Genomic DNA, 23,770 nt, shown 5'->3' with positions numbered 1-23,770 from the left:
AGATGCACTGAATTTATCTTAATTAGTGTACTTTATTAGACTGGTAAACGCTATAAACAAATTTCTTGGTGTGTCTGTCTTGTTATCAGACATAGCCTTCATCTTGTTCATCTCCAGAATTGTTACGGAGACTTTTTGGAAAAACTATAGCACTAAGTGAAAACGGTAGAATACGCCCAAATAACTAATGATGCTGTGATAACTTAACCCAATTGCCGCCAATGTGCCGGTGCTTCGATATAATCAGGTAGGCGAGTGGTGCGATCGCCTAGTGCCTCTCTAATCTGCTGTAACTCTAAGTTTTTCGCTCCTGTCAAAATAGTCCCTTCCAGTTTGACATCACTGAGATTAGCTTCTGAAAAGTTAGCTCCCATGAGGTTTGCCTGAGTTAGGTTAGCTTGATAAAAGGTTGCCCTATAGAGGTTTGCTCCAATCAGATTAGCCTGATACAGGTCAGCTTCCGTTAAGCTGGCTTCCGAAAGGTTGGCAAAATATACTTCTGTTTGGTGAAGTTTGGCTGCATTCAAATTAGCTCCAGAAAGGTTAGCTCCATTTAAGTTAGCCCCGCAGAGATTAGCACCAATCAAACCCGTTTGGTGCAGGTTGGCTTTACCCAATTTTGCTCCTTGCAAATTAGCTAAAAACAATTTTGCTCCAGAGAGGTTAGCCATTTTTAAGGTCGCTTGTTGCAAGTTAACCTTATAAAGATTCGCCCCCTGTAAATTAGCTGCACGCAGACTTGCACCAGAGAGGTTGGCTGAACGCAGGTTGGCACCAGAGAGGTTAGTACGATTCAGGTTAGCCCAACAAAGGTTAGCTCCATATAAACTAGCTTTGAGTAATTTGGTTTCATAGAGAATAGACCTAATGAGTTTAGCGCCACTAAGGTCACATCCACTCAAGTCAGCCCCACGCAGGTCAGCCCCACTCAAGTCAGCCCCACGCAGGTCTGCTTGTTGCAAGTTAGTTTTTAGCAGGTCGGCTTGTCTAATGTCGGTATTACGTAAATCAAGTTTCTGATCTTTTGGGTCTTCGAGTAAATTACGCCTACCAATAACAGTCAGGGCTGCTTGAATATCGGTGCGTATTTTTGGGAATTCTTCATGGAGATTTGGCTCTACCTGCGGTGTCGAACGCGATCCACCTCTACGCCGACTTGAGTAAACTGCTCCTTGATATTCCGAGTTTTGTTGCTCCCCTTTTACGTGCTGGATGGGTGCATTCTCTCGCACAAAGGCAGTGAGAATTTCCATAATTGTCCAGTGTTCTTGAGGAAAATCCTGAGCTACCCTTTCTAAAGCGTAAATTGCGCCTGTCCGGGTTTCAACCTTTTCATGTCCAAGCTGGGCAATTGCGCCCATAAAGCGCTCCGCAATCAATCTGTCTTGATTGAGTTTGGCATTTTGCAGGCCAATTTCTAAGTTTTTCTCAGATGCGATCGCACTCTTCTGCATCGCTTGGGCACGCCTTGCTGTATAATAAGTATTAAACATTGCTGCCGATGCAAGAAAAACTATTGCAGTAGTTGTTAAAGCTTGGTTTCTATACTGGATTTTTTCTTGAATTGACAACTCTTTAATATTGGACAAGGCGAAGAAAATTACAGTCAACGAGCAGCCAAATATAGCTGTTAAAGTTATCAACCAATTCAAAAGAACGTCTGTCTTTTTAGAAGACATGGTAAAAATTTTCCTTACAACCTAGAATTATTACTTAGATGTTGCGGAAAAATAGTATAGCATTTAGCAGAAAATTATAATAGGTGTCAAAACACTCATTGAACTAGGGAATTATATCGAATATACTTTTACATCACGATATCAAGAAACGCTTGCGCTACAAGAATTATAAATTACACTGACAGTAGGGGAGTAGGGAAAAAATTGTCATTTACTTGCACTTTACCCCTTAATCCCATCCCTTTAATAAGGGTAGTACCGCAAAGCGAAAGTCAAAAGTCAAAAGTCAAAAGTCAAAAGAATTGTATTCCAAGCTCTTGCGCCGTGCTTTACTAGAAGAGACAAAGTGTGGTTTTGCTGGGGTGGAGTTTTTCGGGTTGAATAAACAATCAAGCGGATATGATATTACTCAGAGAATTTGGTTTCTCTGAGGTTTGCGCCATCAAGTATGGCGTTATTGAGAATTGCCCCATGCAAGCTAGCTAGATATAAACTGGCGCGATGCAGGTTAGCTCCAGAAAGGTTAGCTTTCTCTAGGTTGGCTGCACTGAGGATTGCTCCTTCTAAGTTCGCTAAATATAAATTAGCTCCTTCTAGGTTAGCTGCGCTAAGTATTGCCCCCGCTAGATTAGCTTGGTAGAGATTGGCCCCAGCTAGATTAGCTTGATAAAGATTTGTCTGTTGTAGATTTGCCCCTTTCAAGTTTGCTCCTCTCATATCTGTGAAACTCAAATCAAGTTGCTCATTTGCTGAGTCTTTATTTGCATCTCTTCTGACGATAACAGTCAGGGCAGCTTGAATATCTATACGAATTTTTGTTGACAGCTTGCTTGTTACTTTCTCCTGGGGTATAAAAGGAGCATTTTTTCGTACAAAAGTAGTAAGAATCTCTATGATTATCCAGTGGTACTCTGGATGACTATGGGCAATTTGCTCTAAATCATTAATTACAGCTAAACTAATTTCTCTAGTGTTATTTTCAAGCTGTTCGCTTGCTATTCTTAAGCGTTGTCTTAGCAACTGATGCTGATTCTGTTTAATTTCCCCCTGTAAAAAAGGTATTCGCAAAAATGTTTTTGATAGTTCGACGTAAGTTTTTGATAAAATATTTTTCATAGGATGACGAGGATTAATAATTAATGGAAATAAATTGAAACGGTTGTTTATTATTGAAGAATTTATTTACGTCTGCTATTGTTTCATACATAGTTAATGTTGGAAATTATAATGTAACTAACAAAACAGAAAGTAGATATGTTGAGTAAGTAGACATAATCATACATACTCTTTCCATTCCCAATCATCAGTTGTATTCACTAGTGTTTAGTCTTCACTGACAACTAACTATCATCATGATAATTTTGATTTATTTATAATCAGTTATCAACTAAAGCCGAGTATTAAAATGCAGCAAAAAATACAACCAATAGTTAAAAAGCTGGTATTAATTGGTGGCGGTCACAGCCATGCTATTGTTATGAAAATGTTCGGCATGAAACCGTTAACGGGAGTAAATTTGACACTGATTACCACAGCATCAGAGACAGCCTACTCTGGGATGTTACCAGGACATATTGCCGGATTTTACAGCCACAGTGAATGTCATATTGACTTGCGACCCTTGGCGAACTTTGCTCAAGCACAATTGTATATTGACACAGTAGTTGCCCTTGACTTGACAAATAACAAAGTTCTTTGTGCTAATGGACTTGCGGTAGATTTTGATGTGCTGTCTATTGATATTGGCAGCACTCCGGCCATACTGTCTGTATCAGGTGCGGCAGAATATGCGATCGCAGCAAAACCAGTATCGCAGCTATTAGAGCATTGGCATCAACTAATTGCAGCCGTAGGTAAAAATCCTCAAGAAACAATTAGCATTGCGATCGTCGGTGGAGGTGCTGGCGGTGTAGAATTAGCGCTGTCAATGCAATCTTATTTACATAAGATTTTACATCAAACTCAACAACCTATTCAAAACCTGGAAATTCATTTATTTCAGTGTGGACATGAACTGATGCCCAATTATCATCAATCAGTGCGGCATCAACTTCAGCAAATTTTAACTAAGCGAGGTATTAAGTTACATCTTGGGGAAACTGTGTGTAAAATTGCACCTACAACCCACAAGGAAAGTAAAGAAGTATTTAAAATTAAATGTGAGTCTGGGTTGACGGTAGAGTGCAATAAAATTTTTTGGGTAACACAAGCATCAGCGCCCGAATGGTTAAAAAACGCTGGACTAGGAACTGATGAGCAAGGTTTTATTTTGGTAGAAGATACGTTACAATCTCAAACACACCCACAGATATTTGCTGCTGGTGACATTGCCACAATGGTAAATCATCCGCGTCCGAAAGCTGGGGTATTTGCTGTTAGACAAGGCAAACCTTTATTTGAGAATTTGCAGCGAATTTTATTAGGCAAGCCGCTTAAATCTTACAAACCACAGAAACAATATTTAAGTTTAATTGGTACAGGAGACAAACAAGCGATTGCAACCAGAGGCACTTTGACTTTACCAGCCCACAAACTCTTGTGGTGTTACAAAGATTGGATTGACCGCCGCTTTATGGAACGCTTTCGCTTTGAATAATATCATGTCTGGATAATTTAGTTGCGATTCCCAGAGTCATTGCACCCCACCCCTTAATCCCCTCCCCGCTTGCGGCTACGGTGTACACACAACTCAAATTACCCCCTTAGTCCCCCTATGGTGTACACACAACTCAAAAAAAGTTTGATTTTCCATTGTTCTCTCATCTATCTCGTTCCCATGCTCTGCATGGGAATGCCCCTCGTTGAGGCTCTGCTCCAGTATTGCATTGAGTCAGAGACTCAATGAATGCATTCCCAGTCTCCGACTGGGAACGAGGAAAAACGAGGAAAGTTTTATCAAGCTAGGTTTTTAGAACTTATGTGTACACCGTAGCCGCTTGCGGGGAGGGGAGACAAAGCACAGCTTTGGCGGGGTGGGGTTCTTCAAAGCTGTTCAATTAGCTCAACAATTTGTTGATAATACTGGATATTCCCTTCTTGGTAATATAAGTCTGCGGATTTCTGGAAATCGGCAATTGCTCCTTGAGAGTCTCCCAGATTGCGGTAGACATCTGCTCGAAGAATGTAAGCCGAAGCCCAATTAGGCTGACGCTGTAAGGCTTGGTTTAAGTCTGCAAGCGCTCCTTGTAAGTCTCCCAAGAGTGAACGGCTACGACCCCGATTGTACCAGTCTTCGGCAAAGCTGGGGTCGATCGCGATCGCTCGACTGTAATCTTCTATTGCGCGTTGATAATCTTCTAGGGCGTAGCGAGCATTGGCACGATCGCTGTAAAATGCAGCAGATTGGGGATTGATTTGCAAAGCTTGGGTGTAATCTGCGATCGCACTTTCATAAGCTTCTAAAGCATAATGGGTAGAACCTCGGTTGTAATATGCTTCAATTAAATCAGGATCAATTTTTAATGCTTGATTATAATCTGCGAGCGCTCCTTGTTCATCCCCCAAAAGACGACGAGCATTTCCCCGATTGCAGTACGCTTGGGAAAAATCAGGAACAAGCTTTATCGCTTGAGTGTTATCATCAATTGCTCCTTGTAAATCTTGCAGGGCTTCACGAGCAATACTCCGACCATAATAAGCTGCGGCTAATTTATCATTAATTTGCAATGCTCGATCGTAATCTTTAATTGCGCCTTTATGATCTCCTACAGAACGACGAGCCGCCGCGCGATCGCAATATCCTTCTGCTAAGTTAGGATTGAGTTGTAATAGGCGATTGCTATCTTCAATTGCACCTTGATAATCTCCCAATCGCCGACGAGCATTAGCCCGAAAGCCATATACTAAAGCTAGAGTCGGGTTTTCTTGTAATGCTTGGTCATAATCTGCGATCGCACCCTGATAGTCTTCAAGAGTACTACGAACCAAACCCCGCTCAGAATAGGCTTGCACATCATCAGGATTCAGCTTTAATGCTTGGTTAAAGTCTTCAATTGCTTCATGATAGTTCTTGAGGTGAGCAAGCACCAGACCTCGATTATAGTACGCTCCGGCAAAGTTAGGATTGATTTTTAGGGCGTGGTTGTAATCTGCGATCGCACTTTGATAATCTGCTAAAGCGTAGTGAGCATTACCTCGGTTATGATAAGCTTCCGCCAAGTTAGGATCTAATTCTAATGCCTGGTTGTGGTCAGCGATCGCTTCCTGATAATTGCCTAAAATATGGTGAATATTGCCGCGATTGCTATAAGCTGCTGCAAAATGGGGATGCCATTGTAAAGCTTGCTGAAAATCTGCGATTGCTCCTTGACGATCGCCGCGTTCAAAAAGAGTTACGCCGCGATTATGATAAGCGTTGGCAATATCAATATTAATATTATCAGCTAATTGGGTACTCATTTCGATAGTTTGGATATAATCTGCGATCGCTTTGTCGTAGTTTTCCAAAGCAAAGTAGGCATTCCCGCGGCTGTGGTAAGATTGCGCCAGATTAGGATCGATTTGTAATGCTACGTTATGATCTGCGATCGCTCCTTCATAATCGGCTAAAAAGTAACGAGCATTAGCCCGGTTGTAATAGGCTGTGGCAAAATTGGGATTGATTTCGATGGCGCGATTGAAGTTAGCGATCGCATTGCGATAATCTTTGAGTTGACCACTTAAAATCAGCCCTAGATTATGGTAAGCTTCGGGATAGTCAGGATTTAACTTGATTGCTTGGGTGTAAGCTGCGATCGCTGCTGGATAGTCCCCTTGCAAATTTTGGTTTAATCCTTGGTTAAAAAAATCTTCAGCATTCATATAATTTTTTGGCTTTTGACATTCTCAAGCCTAAAGCATCAGGATTCTTAACGATATGTTTTGAAAATCATTCCAACTACTGTTGTGTCTGTTGCTAGGATTTTTTATTTCAATTTTGCGAATGGATTTCATTTATTTGAAAGTTTGCTGTTGTTATAGGAAAGTGCATATTGATTTTTGTTTCAATCCTGCTAAACATTACTTAAGTTTAGGGTGCGCCTTCTGACGTAAGCGTTGCGATCGCGATGGTGGACTAAATAATCATAATTATGTACGTATAATTAGTTATAATTCCCAGAGTCATTGCACTCCACCCGCGAGGTGCTTCTCCCAGGGGGAGACGCTGCGCGTAGCTTGCTTCCCCGGAGGGGTATAAGTCGGGAAACCCGCTGTTAGCACGTGGCTCTTTGGGCTTCTTCGGGTTTAATAATTAATCAAGCGGACATGATATTAGGCATTTAATCCACCATTGTTGAGTTGAGTTACTAATAACCGATGCAGTTAAACCTTGACTCGTCCTCGGAGTCAGCTTTACTCCTGATCAACTTTTTCGATGTCATCAGGTGTACCAGTGGCAGAAATTTTTGATGTGCCAGATTTACCTGCACCGGAGTTACCACCAGAAGCACCAGCACCCCCTGAGTGTTTAGAATCCGTGTTGCCTTGTTCTTCTTGGAGCTGTTCAAGCCGGTTTTTTTCTTGAGCTTTATCTTTTTGGTCAGCCATATCTTATTTACATTTTTCGCGTAGCGATCGCTTTTAACTTTAACATTTTCCCGATTCTTGCGACATAACTAAACAAATGCTTTTAATTGGAGCTTCTAGACTGCGTTGCCGCAATAGCTTACTCCCTTTAAGACTCGCTTGTTGATTTTTGGATTATGAGATTGCCCAAATCCCTTTGCACACATCGTTGTAGTGCCTCGAAATTTACGTGCAGATCCGATTGTAAACATAATTGGTGGAGCGATGAGCAAAAGCGCAAACAGAATGTATTGATTTGGTCAGTTTTAAAACAACATAGGCACAAAAGTTATCTCATAACATTCAACATTCATTCTTCTGTGATTTGCATGACAAAAGGCTCTCTCTAGCGAGGGCGATAATGCCTAATAGTAAGACAACATCAGCATTTTCCGATCGCCAGATGAAATACGAGAAATTTGTCAATCTGTAGGTATTACTTTAGAGTCCATTGTGTACATTTACTGCTTTAAAGGTTCAAGGGCTGCCAATACATTAATAGCCCTCGAAGAGGCAGGAATTTATGCCAGAAATTATTTTGGCTCTTGGAATGAATGGTCTCGTGACTTATCACTACCCATTGATAGCAGAGTAATGTGAAGAAGGTAATTCAGGATTGCTATATCTTGGATAATGGGACAGTAGAAATAGATAATCTATGGCCTACCTTTTCAGACTTCGTTTGCATGATTTCAAACTTCCAGTCTGAAGAATAATCAGGCAATTCATAACCAACACTCTTAACATGAGCCAACATCAACTCATCTCGTTGATGCCAAACAGCAAATATTTTCTCCCTGCCATCATATAGCGTTTCTAAATCAATTTGATAAACTTCATTTACTCGCTTCAGCTTCAAACCCAACAAATTTAACAGTCGGCTGAGTATTTTTATTGCCGAAACCTGCTCTTTCTCCCCGACTAAATTAATACCAAGCGCTCTTTTAATATGTTTACTATGCTGAAAAGCAATATTTTTCAGCAATATCAAATCTGAATCGTTCTCATGAAATTCGCGTTTTTCTTCGAGAAACTGAAGCATTCCTAAAGCTCTCATAGCTTCAACTTTGAGCGTATAAGTTTTTAAATCTGGGAGAAAAACTTTTCCTTCACCCCAAGATAATTGCTGATGCCATTCTTGCTCATCTCTAACGTGAAAATACTCGCTTTCATGAGTTAAATAATAGTGGATTAACAACTGACGATAATATCCTTGTTCATCCTGCAATTTCAGCCAAGGACTAATTTCTACACCATATCTTTGTCTAAGAACATATTTATTAATTTGGTTGCGTTCTCCATCCGTTAGGGAATGCTTAACTAACATCTGCTCATATTCCACATAATCGATATCTTTAGCATTGGCAACAGCAGATGCTAAAGATAGTTGATTTTGCTGCTTAATATCTTTAATTTTACGTTTAATTTCTTTAGCCTTTTGACGACTTTGTGCCCAATCTTTTTGAACCTTAATAATTTCTAAAATTAACCTTTTGCGTGTATCTAAATCATCTGCATCGGTTGCCAAAAAGGCCAGGCGTAAATCTCGAATAATATTATTGTGAACCGCGTTACTCCGCACCTGAATTTGATGTCCATCAGCAATTAAACCATCTTGCATCGATTGCCTATAAAGGCGAATAGAAGCATTTACCCTTGCAGATAACTTAGCCCAAGTTCGCAAATGAATCGGGTCATAAACTAAGGGTAAATCCACATCTATTTTATGTAGGGGACTCAGCAAAGCTAAGTTTTCTTTTTGATTTTCTTGATACCAATCAGATAACAAGCGATAATTTGTACTCCCACTACCAATTAGACCAATACCTCGTTTAGCACACCAGACAACACGCGGTACATCATCCCTGACTCTTGCTAACGCTTGTCTTGCTTCCGAGTCAGGAATTACCCCTTGAAAAATGCCATAAACACGGTCGAAATGTTGGACATCAATACTAATTCCTGTACCAAGGCTAGGGGTAACAAAAACGCCGTCATATTCCGATATTTTTTGATTAATCGCTGCAATAAAATCAACTGCTGCGTGACCAGGTGTATTTGTTGTGTGACTACTAACCACCAGCGTTTTAGGAAATTGTCGCCGTAATTTTTGTAGCCGTTCTTTCAGATAACGTTCAATTGTTTCACAGCTATAACGCCCAGCCCGACTATCGGTAGTAACATAACATTTACGTCCAGCAAGTAAATCCAATTCCAGTTGGTGAATTAGCGGTGTTGGATTCGGTGAATCATAAAAAGTCACATCCCAACCTTGTTGAGGCTTCCACTGATTGAGAACTACCCAAGGTGTTAATTTAATTCCTGCCAGTCCTTGTAAATATTCAAGTGAAACATCTGATAAATCAGCATCTTGGGCAATTACTAACCCACCACTTGTTAAAACTGTTGCAATTAGTTGCTGGAATAGTTTTAATATTTTTACCCGCTTGTGCTTACAAGTATTACTATTTAACAGATGCCATAAAGATTGCTCTACTTCATCTAAAATTACTATTGCTCCCCGCCAATTTTCTGGGTTAAGTTTCCAAATTGAATCAACACACAAGCCGAGGGATTGCTGAGGAAAGAGAGAGCGCAGTATGGGAGGAGCGGGGGTAAGTGTTTTATCAATCCTTTTTTCCCCATCGTCTTTATGTGTTCCCCATTGAATACCAATTTTTTCACACAAGAATCGTCCAAGTAGGATTCTGTGAGTAATTAACAAAACAGGTTGATTTCTACTTTTTGCTTGTTGAACAACGCCTTGCAATGCCGTAGTTTTTCCCGTTCCTTTCGCTGATTTGACTCCTACTAATCCAGAGGTGGGGAAAGGTATTTCACCTATATAAGGACGGTTAAAGGTAAGTGTAGCAGGAATACTTAACTCGGTGTGGGGTTTAGTTTGAGCGAGATAAATTTCTAAATCAACACTTTGTCGATAAACTTTATCGAAACTACTTGCACCCTTAGCAACAATAAACTCATCAACCCCTTTTTCTATACCCGGAAGTTCGATGACTTTTACAGGACAATTTTTTTGCTGAAATAAACAGCCAAGTTGAGAAATAGCATTATTTACAGCAGCAATTGTCTTGGGTTGAGTTTCAAAATCAAAGCAAATGTAAAAGCTGCGCTTTGTAATCGCAAACGCGGCTAAATCAGGAATTAGCTGACGACGGGTAACTTTACCAAATTCATCTTTCACAACCCGATAACCACTGGTAATTCCAGGAATGGCAATGGCTACATATCCTTGCGTCAACAACGTGGCTGCTTTTTTTACACCCTCGCAGATGATGAGGGGAATGTTCTGTTGCATCACCCATTGCCAAAAGCCTCCAGCCTCGCCATCAGGAGTAATGGTGATATTTTCAGGCATGACCAGATTGTAACGCCCAGCGACTTGCTGCCACACTTGCAACGTTACCCGCAAACAAAACACTCGCGTTGGCGTGCTGGGAGGATGCTCGTACTTGATGGACTTGCCATTGTGATTTTGTCGGGGTTGGTTTGGCTTAAAGCATCCCCATTCCATCATTTGCCAATTATTCAGATGGTCTAGTCCCGAACACCACCAACCACCTTCTGTGATGTGAGCATAACGCTGCAACCAACTACTTCTCACCATTCCGGTATTGGTGCGGGGGAGTAGCTCAGAAATCAATAGGTACTCATAAGCTGTTACACCTTGGAGCGACCTAAAATTGAGATGCACTAAGTGTAAGTCTATACCACTACTCTTGACTAATTCTTCAAGGTGTTGGGGGTGTAAATAGTGCAGATGCATAGGTAAAGGCATGAAGGGAAGACAATGAGATTAAAACAGTAACATGCATCTGCTTTTTTTTAATACGCGAGATTGCGAGGCTTTCATGATGCTTTTTTTACTTCGTTGTCGGAGACACATCGGTTAAAGCTGTAGTGGGTTATTCTGCCTATTAGATCCCCGAAGTAATAATTTTGTATTGTGATATTTGTTCGCTTTTAATTTTTATTTATCAGTAAATTTCTGCGTTAAGGAATGCGATCGCGGTATAACATCGCTATGAGGTAATATCTTCATATACTTCAGCAAAGGCTTTACACTGAGCATCCACTCTGTACCACGCCTGTAACCTCTCTGAATGAATAAAGACAAAAACGCTCACTCTACACCTTGAACCTCGCTCCAAAGGTTTGAGATCGCCTTGAGTGTTAGTTTTTCATTGCGATCGCGACTAATACAGATACCTTGACGTAACACTTTTACTCAAGTAGCACGGTAACTTCTAAAGCTGATTGGAGGTAAAATAAACAACAACTTTTCAAATAAGTTCAATCTGCTTTATAAACCCTTGCTTTTAGTTCCGAATCTAGGAAATATGGCTTTGTACTTTTTGATTCTACCGTGTGTTTGTTTCATCACTGGCTATTTTTTATTCAAAAATAGAAATAATGAAATCTCACATTTAGTAACTGTATTTGCAGCTATCAGCCTGATTTTGGGTTTAATGTTAGCTCCTTGGCAGATTTTACTTATACTATTAATTCTTATTCTTATCAGTACAAGCTCCGAATATTATACAAGCAAACTAGTGAGCAGGGAAACACAATATACACAACAACCTGTTCCCAAATCGGAACCAGATTATAACTTAATCTACCGTGGGGCTTGCTATCGTCATGACCTCAATAGCAAATTAGATGGGGAAACCACACCATCAGTAACCCATAAGTTGAGCTTTCGAGGATGTACTTATTTTGTTTGCGCCAATCCCAATGCCCAATCGAATGGAATCATTACACCACCAGTAACCCATAAGTTGAGCTTTCGGGGAAGTACCTATTCTATAAATAGAACTACACACAGAGAAATTAAAGAGCAAGGTAAGTAAGTAGGTATGGAAAAACCAAACTATGTGAAGATAAGTAAATACGGAGAATATATTTATCGAGGTAACTAAAACATGGGCGCTCGTTTAAGGGTATTCCTGACTCGTGAGCAAGACCAAACTCTGTTAATCCTAAGAACAGCAGATGTACCACAAAAAGTCAAAGACCGAGCAGAAGTAATCAGATTAAACGCACATGGCTGGTATGTGGAAAAAATAGCGGGTCATTTAAATTGGACTCCACAGACAGTAAGAGAGGTTTTGCACAAATGGAAAAAGCATAGTCTAGAAGGGCTTTGGGAGCTACCTGGTCGAGGGGGGAAGACCAAGTGGAAAGAAGAGGATATAGTGTTTTTGGAAGAATGTCTTAACAAAGAAGCACGCACATACAACAGTCCTCAATTACCTAAAAAACTTTATTGCGATCGCAACGTGAAACTAAGTCCTGACAGATTAAGACGGGTACTCAAAAAAAGGGGATCAAATGGAAGCGGGCAAGGAAGAGCCACAGAGGAAAACAAGACCCGATAGCCCGAGCTAAGAAGCAAGCAGATTTAGATATGCTGGAATTAGCCGCAGCGGCGGGAGAAATCGATCTAAAGTATCTTGATGAGTCAGGGTTTTGTGTATGGAGCGAGCCAGGTTACACCTATTACTTCAGAGGTGAACAAAAACGTTTAGAACAAAAAAAACGTCGTGGTCGTAGATTAAGCATTATCGGATTTCTTCAACCAATAATCAGTTTTGTTTACGGTTTAGTTATTGGGGGTGTTGACCGCAAGTCTTATATCCAAATGATGGAACTGGAAGCGGAGTCAGCCGAAAAAACGGGACGTACAAGGGTAATTGTGCAGGATAACGGGCCGATCCATCGATGCAAAGAGGTGCAAAATCTGTGGTCGAAATGGGAGAGCCAGGGCTTATACATCTTCTTTTTACCCAAATATTGCTCTGAAATGAACCCAATTGAATTAGAGTGGCAGCATCTTAAAAAAGATGAACTATGTGGGCAAATATTTGATGATCAGCTAGACCTTGCTTACGCTGTAATTGATGGTATTCAAGCTAGGGGAGAAAGAGGTAACTACAGTACGGAACGTGTTAAATTTCACTCAAACCCTTCAGGTTAACTTTTCGTTACATACTTATAATTTTTCCCACCCACTTACTTAGTTAAAAACTTGGTGCAATTCTCTGAAAGTTTACATTTTATTGGCTGATACGTTCCAAATCCAAGAGGCGATGTCTACAATGGACTATGACGATCGCTAACACTGCGCTATCGGTGGCGTACTGGTGCTATTTATGTCAGCTTTTGTTACAGCACTTGCAATTTAAGGTCATTATAGATTTTATACCCAGCAATATGCGATACCAACGGAGAACCTAGCAGCGATCGCACATCCTCGACTATTGCCTACCGGACTCAATGCTGTTTGATAATGCGATCGCTATAAATCATAACCATTCTACGAAACACCTCATACAGATACTTTGAGAAATGGTATTAATATCTGGCTTTGTCAAGATTCCTAGACGCAAAAATAATGTTAAAAAATAAGAACATCTTCCGTAAACTACTGTTGACAAAGTTTATTTTCTATATGAGTGGAGTGGAACTTCCTTGGTAAAAGAGATATCTAGTTAATTTGATTCTTAACTATTCACTCCTTCGGGAGGCGATTAGTCTCCAAAAATAGACAACATATTTTTAAACTGTAAAATTATGTGGAAATCAAAGTTAATATTTAGATTTATACTGTCGGTTGCAGCGATCGCCACTAGCGTCCAGCTAAATTCAGCGAGTGACTATGCTATTGCTCAAAGTGCATCTTCCAATCCGACTGTCGAATCTGAGCAACAAAATCAAGCTTTAGAAGATGGCAAGGTTGCTATGGCAGGAGTTGGCATAGGAGCCATTGCAGGGTTACTGATTTCTGGTTTATGGTATCAGAAACGTCGTTACCACAAAATCCAGTCACGTGCCAAAATAAACCGCTTTCGTGAAGAGTTTCTCTGCGGTTCTTTAGCAGATTATTACTTATCTAATTCTAAAGCAAATTCTTCACCTACAAATTCTCGGAAAACTTTACCAACACCCACTAAAGAAGAATCCCCTACTTCTGAAGAAACTTTCGTAACGCCAACTAAAGAAGAAATATCTGATCCCTCTAGTTCTGAAACAAATAATCTAGCAGCAGAACCTACGCCAGCGACAGCATCTAATTTATTATCTGACTCATACCACAAGCTAATCGAGGATATTGTTAATACTGCCCTCAACGGTCAAATCAGTTCTAAAGAGTATACATATCGCCAATTAGTAGAAAATGTAAGCAGTGCTAATAATGAAATTTTTGAACGCTGTTTGAGCGATCGCTTGCATTCCACCCAATCTGAACTATATAAAGTAATAAATTCTCCGAGTTTATTTCAAAAAGAGACTCCTGAGTTAAAGAAAGTTCGTTTAAATAGCACCTTGAAGGCATTACAAAGTATTCAAGGGGAATGGGAACAAATCCAAAAACAAAAACTAAATTAAGCTTCACTTAACCCAACTGTGCAACAAATTCTCACGGACTGAAAAGCTTCTTGCTTTTCAGTCTTGTTACAAAACCGAACTAACATTATTAAATTTATTGATGTGATCGGTTATGATTACTCGCTATAATTGCGAGAAAAATACAAGCGATCGCACTAAGTTTTTGCAAGAGATATCAAATATGGGTAGCTATGAACCAAATTCTGGATGAAATACAGCATCTAGAAGTTTGTTTTCTTGGGTTGCGTTTTATCCTTCTTCGTCAATTCCCAACTCCTGACGTAGTTCGTTAATATTTTGAGGTTTTAAAGTTCTAGCTTTTGCTCTTTCCAAAGCAGTTAACAGACGGACTGCATTTTTAGGTGAACGAAGTAAATGAGATGTTTCTAGTAAACTATCTAGTTCATCAACAGCAATTAGGGCGACGCTTTCACCTTCTTGTCGATTAATAATTACCACTTCTCTATCTGCAACTACTTGAGCGCAGAGTTCGGCTAGGTTGTTACGAGCATCAGTCAAGTTTGTCTGGTTCGAGGTGGGAGATTTTCCTAATGCTGTAGGCTTTACAGAACATAATAGCTTGACTGCTTGGAGGCGTGATCAAAATTAAGCCCTCCTCACTTTAGTAAGGGGGCTTAAGTATACTAGGGTTTAAATTTTTGAGCTTCTTTCGCTTTTTTGTTTAGGTTAATTTAGTTTGTTTAGGTTAATTTAGTTTGTTTAGGTTAATTTAGTTTGTTTAGGTTAATTTAGTTTGTTTAGGTTAATTTAGTTTGTTTAGGTTAATTTAGTTTGTTTAGGTTAATTTAGTGCGAGCTTTTATTTTTATCCCTAGTACACTTTTTTGAGAATGTTTCACTTCTTTTTCAGATTTCCTTTTTTCTCTTTTTCCTGCCACTCAATAACTATATTTCCTGGGCAGGGTAGTAAAGGAATGCTAGAAGTCCCTGGATTGTAGTAGTTCATTAAAGTACACACAAACACAGGTATAAAACAGGCTGGTACACTTATTTTCATTGTAATCTCCTATTCAGTAGCTTGGATAGAACAGTACCTAGTTTGACTAGACTCTGTTTGCAGTTCTGACTTCTGAAGGAGATACAATGCGTCCAAACGCACGTCTTTAATGTAACACTAGCGTACACAAGTGTCAATAGCACAAAGAGCAAGTAGTGAAAAGTAGTGAAAGTAGACCTTACCCCTCACTACCTACTCTTCTTAGCCTAGCTCTGAACTAAGCTCCGACAGCTTCCTTCGCGGCGTACAATACCTCAGCGTTGATTTCTTTGAAACCGCGATCGCGAGCAAATTTCTCTGTATTACGCTTCACTTTCCCGCGAACAAATCCCGGAATCTTATTCAATTCTGCTTGACCATCTTTTGTCCAATTCAAATCAGAATCAGCAGAAATTCCTCTAGTAATAACTTCTTTGGTATCATGACCGCCAAAGATTTCTAATAGGTGATCTTCCATTCCCAAAGTGAAGGAATTGTAGATCAAATCTGTAATCTGATTAGTGCCTTCGTAACCCATAAATGGTTTGTAACCAATAGGGAAGTTTTGGACGTGGATTGGTGCAGCAATTACGCCGCAAGGAATATCTAAGCGCTTACCAACGTGGCGTTCCATTTGAGTACCGAAAATGGCAGAGGGTTCGACACGAGCGATCGCATCCCCAATTGCACCATGATCTTCGGAGATTAGCACTTCATCGCAATACTCGCTCACCTGTTCGCGGAACCAGTCTGCATCATATTTACAGTAGGTTCCAGCCCAAACAACATGAATCCCCATTTCTCGCGCCAGAATCTTGGTAATGGCGGCGGCGTGGGTGTTGTCACCAAAAACCACAGCTTTTTTGCCAGTCAAGTTTTGACAGTCAATCGAACGGGAGAACCAAGCAGCCTGAGAGACATGGAGGGTTTGCTCATTGATGAAGTTTTCGTAGTCAACTTCTGCACCTTGAGCGTTAATTACCTGCTGAATCTTGCGAATACAACGGGCAGTTTCCACTACCCCCATTGGAGTAATGTCTATATAAGGTGTGCCAAATTGTTCTTCCAGGTAACGGGCTGTAGTCAAACCGAGTTCGCGGTAAGGCACCAAGTTAAACCAGGCTTGGGACATCTTTTTCAAGTCATTTACCGAAGCACCTTCAGGAATTAAGGTATTTACCTCAATTCCCAAGTCAGCCATCAGCCGTTTCAGTTCGGTGCAGTCGTGATTGTTGTGGAAACCCAGGGTGGTAGTACCGATAATATTAACCGAGGGCTTCGCAGTTTTGCCCTCAGCCAATTCGCCCCGCTTCCGGGCTTTTTCAATGTAGTATTGGACGATTTGATCCAAAGTGCGATCGGCGGCTTGCAATTCGTTGTAGCGGTAGTGGTTCACATCCGCCAGCATTACATCTCCTTTCGCTTCCAACTGCGCCCGTTCCACAAAGTTGTGTAAATCCTCTTGCAAAATGCTAGAGGTGCAGGTGGGAGTTAACACAATCAAATCTGGGTGTACCTCGGCATCCTTGCGGACGATGTTATCTACTACCTTCTCTTGGGAGCCGCGTGCCAAAACGTTGCGATCGACAACACTGGTTGTCACCGGAGTAAAATCTCTCTCCCGCGATAGCATGGAGCGCATGACGTTAAAGTAGTCATCGCCAATGGGAGCGTGCATAATCGCATGAACATTTTTAAAAGAACTAGCGATTCGCAGAGTGCCGATGTGGGCTGGTCCAGCATACATCCAGTAAGCCAATTTCATGTTTGTGTCTCCCTTTTAAACTCAAATAACTAAGTAAGTGGGCGTAAAAAATATAAGATAGAGCTTACCACCAACCCCTTCGGTGCGTAGTTTACCACCGTAGGCATCGCCCAGCGTGTCGTTGGCAGGGAAAGGGGAGTAGGATTAAAGCCAAGGAGAGATGTTTGGAGAGAGGTCTTACATTTAATTCAGCCGATCTACTTATAAGTCTTTAATTATTAAATCGTTTCTGATTTTCTCAAACATACTGGCTGAAAAAAAATAAGGTTTGTTGCGGGTTTTAGGAGAGACGATATAGCTGAAATATAGTTACTGCTTGGGATGCAGCTATCAATTTAAACAACATTGCTGGTGATTTTGTAAAAAAATCTTAATGTTTCGGGAAATTAGACCTAACCCTCCCCTTAGAAAGGCTACGGTGTACACACAAATCTGAAATAGCTGATTAAGCAAGGTTTTACCCCACCCTAACCCTCCCCGATGCATTGGGGAGGGAACAAGATTTTCCGGTTTCCCCCCAAAACATCGGGGGGATTAAGGGGGGTGATTCTATTTATGTGTACACCGTAGCCTTTTAGGAGAGAGATCAGAAGTCCCTCATTCCCTAGTCGGTTGCGTTTTATCTAATTCGCTAAGATGTACACAAGCTCATTTTCACAACAATTATGGTGAAAACACCCTCCCACCTTTGGACAATTCCTCCTTTGGAAAATGGCGACAAACTCACCCGCTACGAATTTGAGCGTCGCTATAATGCCACCCCTAACCTGAAAAAAGCTGAATTAATCGAAGGGATTGTCTATATTATGCCAGCTGCTCTGCGTTTCCGAAGTCATGGTCAACCGCATGGTTGGATTTTGACATGCCTTGGTACTTACGAAGCTGCAACTCCTGGTGTAGCGTTGGGAATTGAACCTACCGTCCGCTTAGACTTAGATAACGAACCTCAACCCGATGTTGTTCTGTTGATTGTACCGGAAGCAGGAGGTCAAACGCGGCTGAGTGAAGATGATTATATTGAAGGTGCGCCAGAGTTAGTTGTGGAAATTGCTGCTAGTAGTGTGGCTATCGATCTTCATGGCAAAAAACAGGCTTATCGTCGCAACGGTGTCAAAGAATATATTGTTTGGCAAGTTTTAGACCAAAAATTGACTTGGTTTTCTCTTGAACAGGGTGAATATCTGGAATTAATACCTGACAATGAAGGCATTTTGCGAAGTCGCGTATTTCCAGGGTTGTGGTTAGCGGCGACGGAGTTATTAGAAGGTAATATGCAGAGTGTGTTGAAGGTTTTGCAAGCAGGTTTGCAGTCTGCTGAACATGGGGATTTTATCAAGAAATTAGGTAGCGATCGTTGAACAATTTCAAAAGTGGGAAAGTCTCTTAATCAATTATGTTTGCACGCCAAATTCTTCTGGATCTACACCCCAATTAACCCAGCGAATCGCTTCACGGGCTGAGTTGGTATTTGGTGGAATTCGTAAGGCATGAATAAACCCTGTACTGGGGCAAGTCATTTTTAATAAATAAATCGGCTCGATATCCACATTGTTATCAATTTTTAATAGTGTATATACTTGCCAATTATCTAATTCAATAGCTTGTAGCTCTTGGCAAATTCTAGCGTAACCAATACCCTGAATTAGTACTCGCCGTAGTTCGGCGTTTTCCTCTGATAAAAGCCATTTAGCTTGCCATTGCTGCGGGTGTATTTTACCGTATTTTTCCGGCAAGGTTACGCCGTGGTAGGAGTACAGGCTATATCCATCAATAAATTCAATGGCTGGTTTGCCTTCCGCGTGGAGGCGATTTTGATTGTCGAAGCGTAGGTGAAGAGGGCGATCACAGATAATTGTTACTTTTTCAAAAGCAAAAATCCAGCCACATTCTGTAATTAATGATTGATAGTCCTGGAATTTTTTGACATCATAATCAAAATTTAAAACCTGAAAATAGAAATCATGTATACTAGCCTCTGTTGTTTTTCTATTTGGTTGCCAGCATTGAAAATAAATGTTCTCTATGTAAGATTCTAAACGTTTTTTTAGAGAAACCCATAATTGCTGTCCAATACGATTTTTTACTTATTTCCAGAATTTATTTAGTAATTCTTCATTAATTTCGATAAGTAATTCGGGCATGAGATATCCATAGAATAGTCTATATCCATCATCCCAACCATTGCTATCTAGTTTCCAATAAAGACAATCGTATGTTGTAATATCTACTATTTCCTGAAATATTGGCGATTTTATTAACTCATTATAAAAATTTATTTGCTTTCCTATGATTCTTGGTACAGGCTGATGAAATTGTTGTTGATTTTTTATTCTAATTCTAAATGATTTATTTAATTTAATAATATTTGAAAAATCAAATTTTCGTCTTAATTGGTCAATTTTATCCAGAAATATCTCACTGAAAGCAGCATACGGACTATCGCAAAAAATAATATCAGGTTCTTCAAAGCCAAAAGCAGCATAGGCAACTTTTACAGCTTTCGCCGCCTTCTCTCTATCAATTCGCTCAGTTGAAAGCGCGATCGCTCGCCACTTTTCCCGATAAACTGGAATCAAAGCCTCTTGCTCAGGCGTTAACTTTTCAATCAGCGACATATCGCCAACCTTCAGGCTCGTATTCCCGTTGAATTTTCACCATCCAGTCACCTTGAGGAATAGAAATAGCTTTATGCTCTTCATGAGCTAGCAATGCCGACTCGGAAAACACACGTAAATAAAGTGTGCTATCTTTCTCGTATAATTCGGCGTTTCCCTCAGTAATGCGATGCTTATGCCCCGTAACTTCGCCTTCTGCCAAAGTTAAGTGAGGTATTTTTTGTCCTTCAACCTGCTGCACAGGTAGTAAGATAACATCACCCTGACGAATTGGTTTCATGGTTTTGCTTTCCTGACATGGGTACAAATCCCACTTCGCTTTTGCTCTCAAGTTTGATTTAATTTTGGCACAAGCTCTATTAAATGGGCATTGGGCATAGGGGATTGGGCGTTGTCAAGAGGACAAGGAGAAAGACTTGTTACAAGTACTCACGTCAAGTCACCTTGTCCCCTTGTCTCCCTGTTCCTTGCTTTCTCATCTTCCATGCCCCATGCCCAATACCCAATACCCAATTGGAATATTTTGAAAACTGTAGTCGCCAATTATGCGTTAGATAAGTTAAAGATTGAAATAGCTGGAAATTCAGACCCAGCGTACCCTCATTTATCCTCTGGGACAGACTGGGCATTAAGTTCAGCGGATTTTCTCCCAAGCAGGCAGTTTATGTGAGGATTAAATCACCGCCCTAAGCGTGACCATTTATCTTGACAATTTGCAAAAGTTACCTCAATTTGACTGTTTAGCTTAGTAGCTCTTCTTTTTATTGAAATTTCCATGTCAACTCTCGTCATCGTCGAATCTCCAACCAAAGCTCGTACCATTCGCAACTACCTGCCAGCAGGCTATCGGGTGGAGGCGTCTATGGGTCATGTGCGTGACCTACCCCAGTCGGCTAGTGAAATTCCCGCTGCCGTCAAAGGGGAATCATGGGCGCAGCTAGGGGTAAATGTGGACGCCGACTTTGAACCGGTATATGTTGTCCCGAAAGACAAAAAGAAAATTGTTACCCAACTCAAAGATGCCCTCAAGGATGTAGATGAACTGATTCTGGCAACGGACGAAGACCGGGAAGGTGAAAGCATTAGTTGGCATTTATACCAATTGCTGAAGCCGAAAGTTCCGACTAAGCGGATGGTGTTTCACGAAATTACCCAAGAGGCGATTAAAAAAGCGTTGAAAAACTGCCGCAATATTGATGAGCAGTTGGTTCGCGCCCAAGAAACCCGGCGGATTTTAGATCGGCTTGTCGGCTATACCCTGTCTCCCCTGTTATGGAAAAAAATCGCCTGGGGATTATCTGCTGGGCGGGTGCAATCTGTAGCCGTGCGACTTTTAGTCACTAGGGAACGCCAACGCCGCGCTTTCCATGAGGGTACGTACTGGGATTTGAAAGCTAGTTTGTCAAAGGAAAAAACCCCCTTTAGTTCCCAGTTGGTGACACTGGGAGGAACAAAAATCGCTAACGGCAGCGATTTTGACGCAACGACCGGACAAATTACCGCAGGTCGCAATGTCTTGTTGCTCAACGAAGAACAAGCGGTAGCACTCAAGGAACGCCTAACTGGGAAAACCTGGAATGTTAACGACATTGAGGAACGCCCTGTGACGCGTAAACCGTCGCCACCGTTCACCACCTCGACGTTGCAGCAAGAATCTAACCGGAAACTGCGCCTCTCAGCTCGTGACACAATGCGGGTTGCCCAGAATTTGTACGAGCAAGGGTATATTACCTATATGCGGACAGATTCGGTACATTTGTCAGATCAAGCGATCGCAGCTGCTCGCAGTTGTGTAGAAAAGCTTTACGGTCAACAATACCTCAGTCCTCAACCCCGGCAATACACCACTAAATCCAAAGGCGCACAAGAGGCGCACGAAGCAATTCGTCCAGCGGGTAGCACCTTCCGCACCCCCCAAGAAACTGCTTTGGGCGGTCGGGAACTTGCCGTTTACGATTTGATTTGGAAGCGGACTGTTGCTTGTCAAATGGCTGATTCTCGCCAAACTCAAATTACCGTGCAATTACAAGTCGAGGATGCTGGATTCCGTTCTTCTGGCAAACGGATTGAATTTCCTGGATACTTACGTGCCTACGTCGAAGGCTCAGACGACCCGGAAGCAGCACTGGAAGACCAGGAAGTAATTTTGCCGAATCTGAAAGTGGGAGATCGTCCAAATTGTACAGAGCTAGAAGCCGTTGGGCACGAAACTCAACCGCCAGCTAGATACACCGAAGCTTCTTTGGTGAAAACCTTAGAAAGCGAAGGTATTGGTCGTCCCAGTACCTACGCCAGCATTATTGGCACAATCATCGATAAGGGTTATGCCCATTTGGTGACTAATGCTCTCATTCCCACCTTCACCGCTTTTGCCGTCACCGACTTGCTGGAAAAACATTTCCCAGACATTGTTGATCCTAGTTTCACCTCGAAAATGGAGCAAACCCTCGATGACATTGCCACAGGTGAAGCGAAATGGCTGCCCTATTTGCAACAATTTTATCTGGGAGAAAAAGGGCTAGAAACCCTGGTAAAAGAACGGGAAAGTCAGATTGATGCCACCAAAGCGAGGACTGTAGAACTTGAAAATTTAGATGCCAAAGTCCGCATTGGGAAATATGGCCCTTATATTGAAGTCGAAAATGGTGAAGGAGTTATCACCGCTTCAATTCCCAAAGACCTGACACCAGCTGACCTCGACCCCAAACAGGTAGAAGTATTGCTGCGGCAAAAAATCACAGGCCCTGACCAGGTAGGTCGCCATCCCGAAACTGGCGAACCAATTTATGTAAAAATTGGTGCTTACGGGCCTTATGTCCAATTGGGTGACAAAACCGACGAAAACCCCAAACCGAAACAAGCCTCCCTACTCAAAGGTGTCACCCCAGAAACCGTTACCCTGGAGATGGCTGTTGGTCTGTTGGCACTACCCCGGACATTAGGAGTTCATCCAGTTACTGGCGGCAAAATTCAAGCAAGTTTAGGACGCTTTGGCCCTTATGTGGTTCATGACCAGGGTAAGGAGGGGAAAGACTACCGCTCCCTAAAAGCTGCTGATAATGTATTGGCAATTAGCCTAGAACGTGCATTGGAACTGTTATCCGAACCAAAAAAAGGGCGCAGTTCTACCAACAGCAAGTCCAAAGCAGCCTTACGCGAATTGGGTACGCATCCAGAGGACGGAGAAACAATTAACATCTACGATGGCCCCTATGGCCCTTACATCAAGCATGGCAAAACTAATGTAAGTATCCCAGAAGGTCAAACGGTAGAAGATGTAACTCTGGCGACAGCGCTGAACTTGTTGGCAGCTAAGGCATCGACTGGGAAATCGACTCGCAAAACGAGTAAATCAACGACTTCCAAATCTAAGTCAACAGCTAAATCCTCAACGACCGCAGCAAAGAAAAAGGGCACAGAAAGCTAGTGGCAAGTCAAACAATTTTGGATTTTAGATTTACGCTAGCGGTAGCGTTAGCAACTGTCCGTAGCGTCTTTGAGATTTATTTCGCCGATAACGGGCAAGGCATGAATCTCAAAACTCTCTAAATCTAAAATCTAAAATTCGTACTCAATAGTCTATCTAAAGTCCGATTTTTAACTCTTGACCCTTGATATCCATCCTTGATAGGATACAGTTCTGTAGATTCAAATGTGATACTCTAAAAAGTAAGGGAAAACACAACGCTAAATTTTAGAAGTGGCTTATATCCCAAATACGGGATTGTGTATCAGCCGGAGTGGAAGCAGAAGTGCGA

At 41.4% G+C, this 23,770-nt stretch carries 15 protein-coding genes and 2 pseudogenes; 8 read left to right on the top strand and 9 right to left on the bottom strand.

The window, feature by feature from the left end; translation table 11 throughout:
• Window positions 1-203: 203 nt before the first annotated feature.
• Both HWQ43_RS24900 and HWQ43_RS24895 read right to left on the bottom strand, forming a co-directional pair.
• Complete coding sequence (locus HWQ43_RS24900) at window positions 204-1,679, bottom strand: pentapeptide repeat-containing protein (RefSeq protein ID WP_292738646.1); 1,476 nt, start codon at window positions 1,677-1,679, stop codon at window positions 204-206.
• Window positions 1,680-2,084: 405 nt separating this feature from the next.
• Window positions 2,085-2,795: a pentapeptide repeat-containing protein gene (locus tag HWQ43_RS24895; protein ID WP_292738644.1), complete on the bottom strand. Its 711-nt coding sequence runs from the start codon at window positions 2,793-2,795 to the stop codon at window positions 2,085-2,087.
• 289 nt (window positions 2,796-3,084) lie between these two features.
• Here HWQ43_RS24895 and HWQ43_RS24890 point away from each other — a divergent pair, with 289 nt between their 5' ends.
• Window positions 3,085-4,275 carry an FAD-dependent oxidoreductase gene (locus HWQ43_RS24890; protein ID WP_292738642.1) on the top strand — a complete coding sequence of 397 codons (1,191 nt, stop codon included), beginning with the start codon at window positions 3,085-3,087 and terminating at the stop codon, window positions 4,273-4,275.
• 386 nt (window positions 4,276-4,661) lie between these two features.
• Here HWQ43_RS24890 and HWQ43_RS24885 read toward each other — a convergent pair whose 3' ends face one another.
• Window positions 4,662-6,479: a tetratricopeptide repeat protein gene (locus HWQ43_RS24885; RefSeq protein ID WP_292738640.1), complete on the bottom strand. Its 1,818-nt coding sequence runs from the start codon at window positions 6,477-6,479 to the stop codon at window positions 4,662-4,664.
• Window positions 6,480-7,010: 531 nt separating this feature from the next.
• Window positions 7,011-7,205 carry a hypothetical protein gene (locus tag HWQ43_RS24880; protein WP_094350397.1) on the bottom strand — a complete coding sequence of 65 codons (195 nt, stop codon included), beginning with the start codon at window positions 7,203-7,205 and terminating at the stop codon, window positions 7,011-7,013.
• Between the two features lie 385 nt (window positions 7,206-7,590).
• Between HWQ43_RS24880 and HWQ43_RS24875 the strand changes: the two are divergent.
• Window positions 7,591-7,823: pseudogene (locus tag HWQ43_RS24875) on the top strand (rhodanese-like domain-containing protein); the annotation flags it as partial.
• 19 nt (window positions 7,824-7,842) lie between these two features.
• Here the strand turns inward: HWQ43_RS24875 and HWQ43_RS24870 are convergent.
• Window positions 7,843-11,010, bottom strand: a complete 3,168-nt coding sequence (locus HWQ43_RS24870) for a plasmid replication protein, CyRepA1 family (protein ID WP_292738654.1) — start codon at window positions 11,008-11,010, stop codon at window positions 7,843-7,845.
• 787 nt (window positions 11,011-11,797) lie between these two features.
• Here HWQ43_RS24870 and HWQ43_RS24865 point away from each other — a divergent pair.
• The 3 genes from HWQ43_RS24865 to HWQ43_RS24855 all read left to right on the top strand — a co-directional run bounded on the left by HWQ43_RS24865 (window position 11,798) and on the right by HWQ43_RS24855 (window position 14,636).
• Window positions 11,798-12,097, top strand: a complete 300-nt coding sequence (locus tag HWQ43_RS24865) for a DUF4278 domain-containing protein (protein ID WP_292738639.1) — start codon at window positions 11,798-11,800, stop codon at window positions 12,095-12,097.
• 72 nt (window positions 12,098-12,169) lie between these two features.
• Window positions 12,170-13,224, top strand: a protein-coding gene (locus HWQ43_RS24860) for an IS630 family transposase (RefSeq protein ID WP_292738637.1) whose coding sequence is annotated in 2 segments (ribosomal slippage) — window positions 12,170-12,562 and window positions 12,565-13,224 — 1,053 coding nt in all. Because the reading frame shifts where the segments join, the coding sequence is not laid out codon by codon here.
• Between the two features lie 596 nt (window positions 13,225-13,820).
• A complete protein-coding gene (locus HWQ43_RS24855) occupies window positions 13,821-14,636 on the top strand; it encodes a hypothetical protein (RefSeq protein WP_292738635.1) in 816 nt (271 codons plus the stop codon).
• Window positions 14,637-14,885: 249 nt separating this feature from the next.
• Here HWQ43_RS24855 and HWQ43_RS24850 read toward each other — a convergent pair whose 3' ends face one another.
• Both HWQ43_RS24850 and bchB read right to left on the bottom strand, forming a co-directional pair.
• Window positions 14,886-15,155 (bottom strand): type II toxin-antitoxin system Phd/YefM family antitoxin, encoded by a 270-nt coding sequence (locus HWQ43_RS24850; protein WP_292738633.1) that lies wholly within the window; start codon window positions 15,153-15,155, stop codon window positions 14,886-14,888.
• Between the two features lie 715 nt (window positions 15,156-15,870).
• A complete protein-coding gene (gene bchB / locus HWQ43_RS24845) occupies window positions 15,871-17,397 on the bottom strand; it encodes a ferredoxin:protochlorophyllide reductase (ATP-dependent) subunit B (protein WP_292738631.1) in 1,527 nt (508 codons plus the stop codon).
• Between the two features lie 665 nt (window positions 17,398-18,062).
• Here bchB and HWQ43_RS24840 point away from each other — a divergent pair.
• The gene (locus HWQ43_RS24840) at window positions 18,063-18,755 is read left to right on the top strand and encodes a Uma2 family endonuclease (protein ID WP_292738629.1); all 693 of its coding nucleotides are present in this window, start codon (window positions 18,063-18,065) and stop codon (window positions 18,753-18,755) included.
• 33 nt (window positions 18,756-18,788) lie between these two features.
• On the opposite strand, the pseudogene HWQ43_RS24835 reads toward HWQ43_RS24840, so the two are convergent.
• Both HWQ43_RS24835 and HWQ43_RS24830 read right to left on the bottom strand, forming a co-directional pair.
• Window positions 18,789-20,012: pseudogene (locus HWQ43_RS24835) on the bottom strand (DUF6745 domain-containing protein).
• Window positions 19,999-20,292 (bottom strand): hypothetical protein, encoded by a 294-nt coding sequence (locus HWQ43_RS24830; protein ID WP_094350307.1) that lies wholly within the window; start codon window positions 20,290-20,292, stop codon window positions 19,999-20,001. The pseudogene HWQ43_RS24835 and the gene HWQ43_RS24830 overlap by 14 nt, the downstream one beginning before the upstream one ends.
• Window positions 20,293-20,787: 495 nt before the next feature.
• On the opposite strand from HWQ43_RS24830, the gene topA reads away from it, so the two are divergent.
• Entirely contained in the window at window positions 20,788-23,439 is a 2,652-nt protein-coding gene (gene topA, locus HWQ43_RS24825) for a type I DNA topoisomerase (RefSeq protein WP_292738627.1), read from the top strand.
• On the top strand, window positions 23,439-23,561 hold the full coding sequence (locus tag HWQ43_RS24820) for a hypothetical protein (RefSeq protein WP_292738625.1): 123 nt from the start codon (window positions 23,439-23,441) through the stop codon (window positions 23,559-23,561). Before topA ends, HWQ43_RS24820 begins: the two co-directional genes overlap by 1 nt.
• Window positions 23,562-23,770: the final 209 nt, after the last annotated feature.

The organism is Nostoc sp. JL31 (assembly GCF_017114965.1).
GTDB classification, from domain to species: Bacteria; Cyanobacteriota; Cyanobacteriia; order Cyanobacteriales; family Nostocaceae; genus Nostoc; species Nostoc punctiforme_A.
This window is presented reverse-complemented; position numbering and strand designations above follow the sequence as displayed.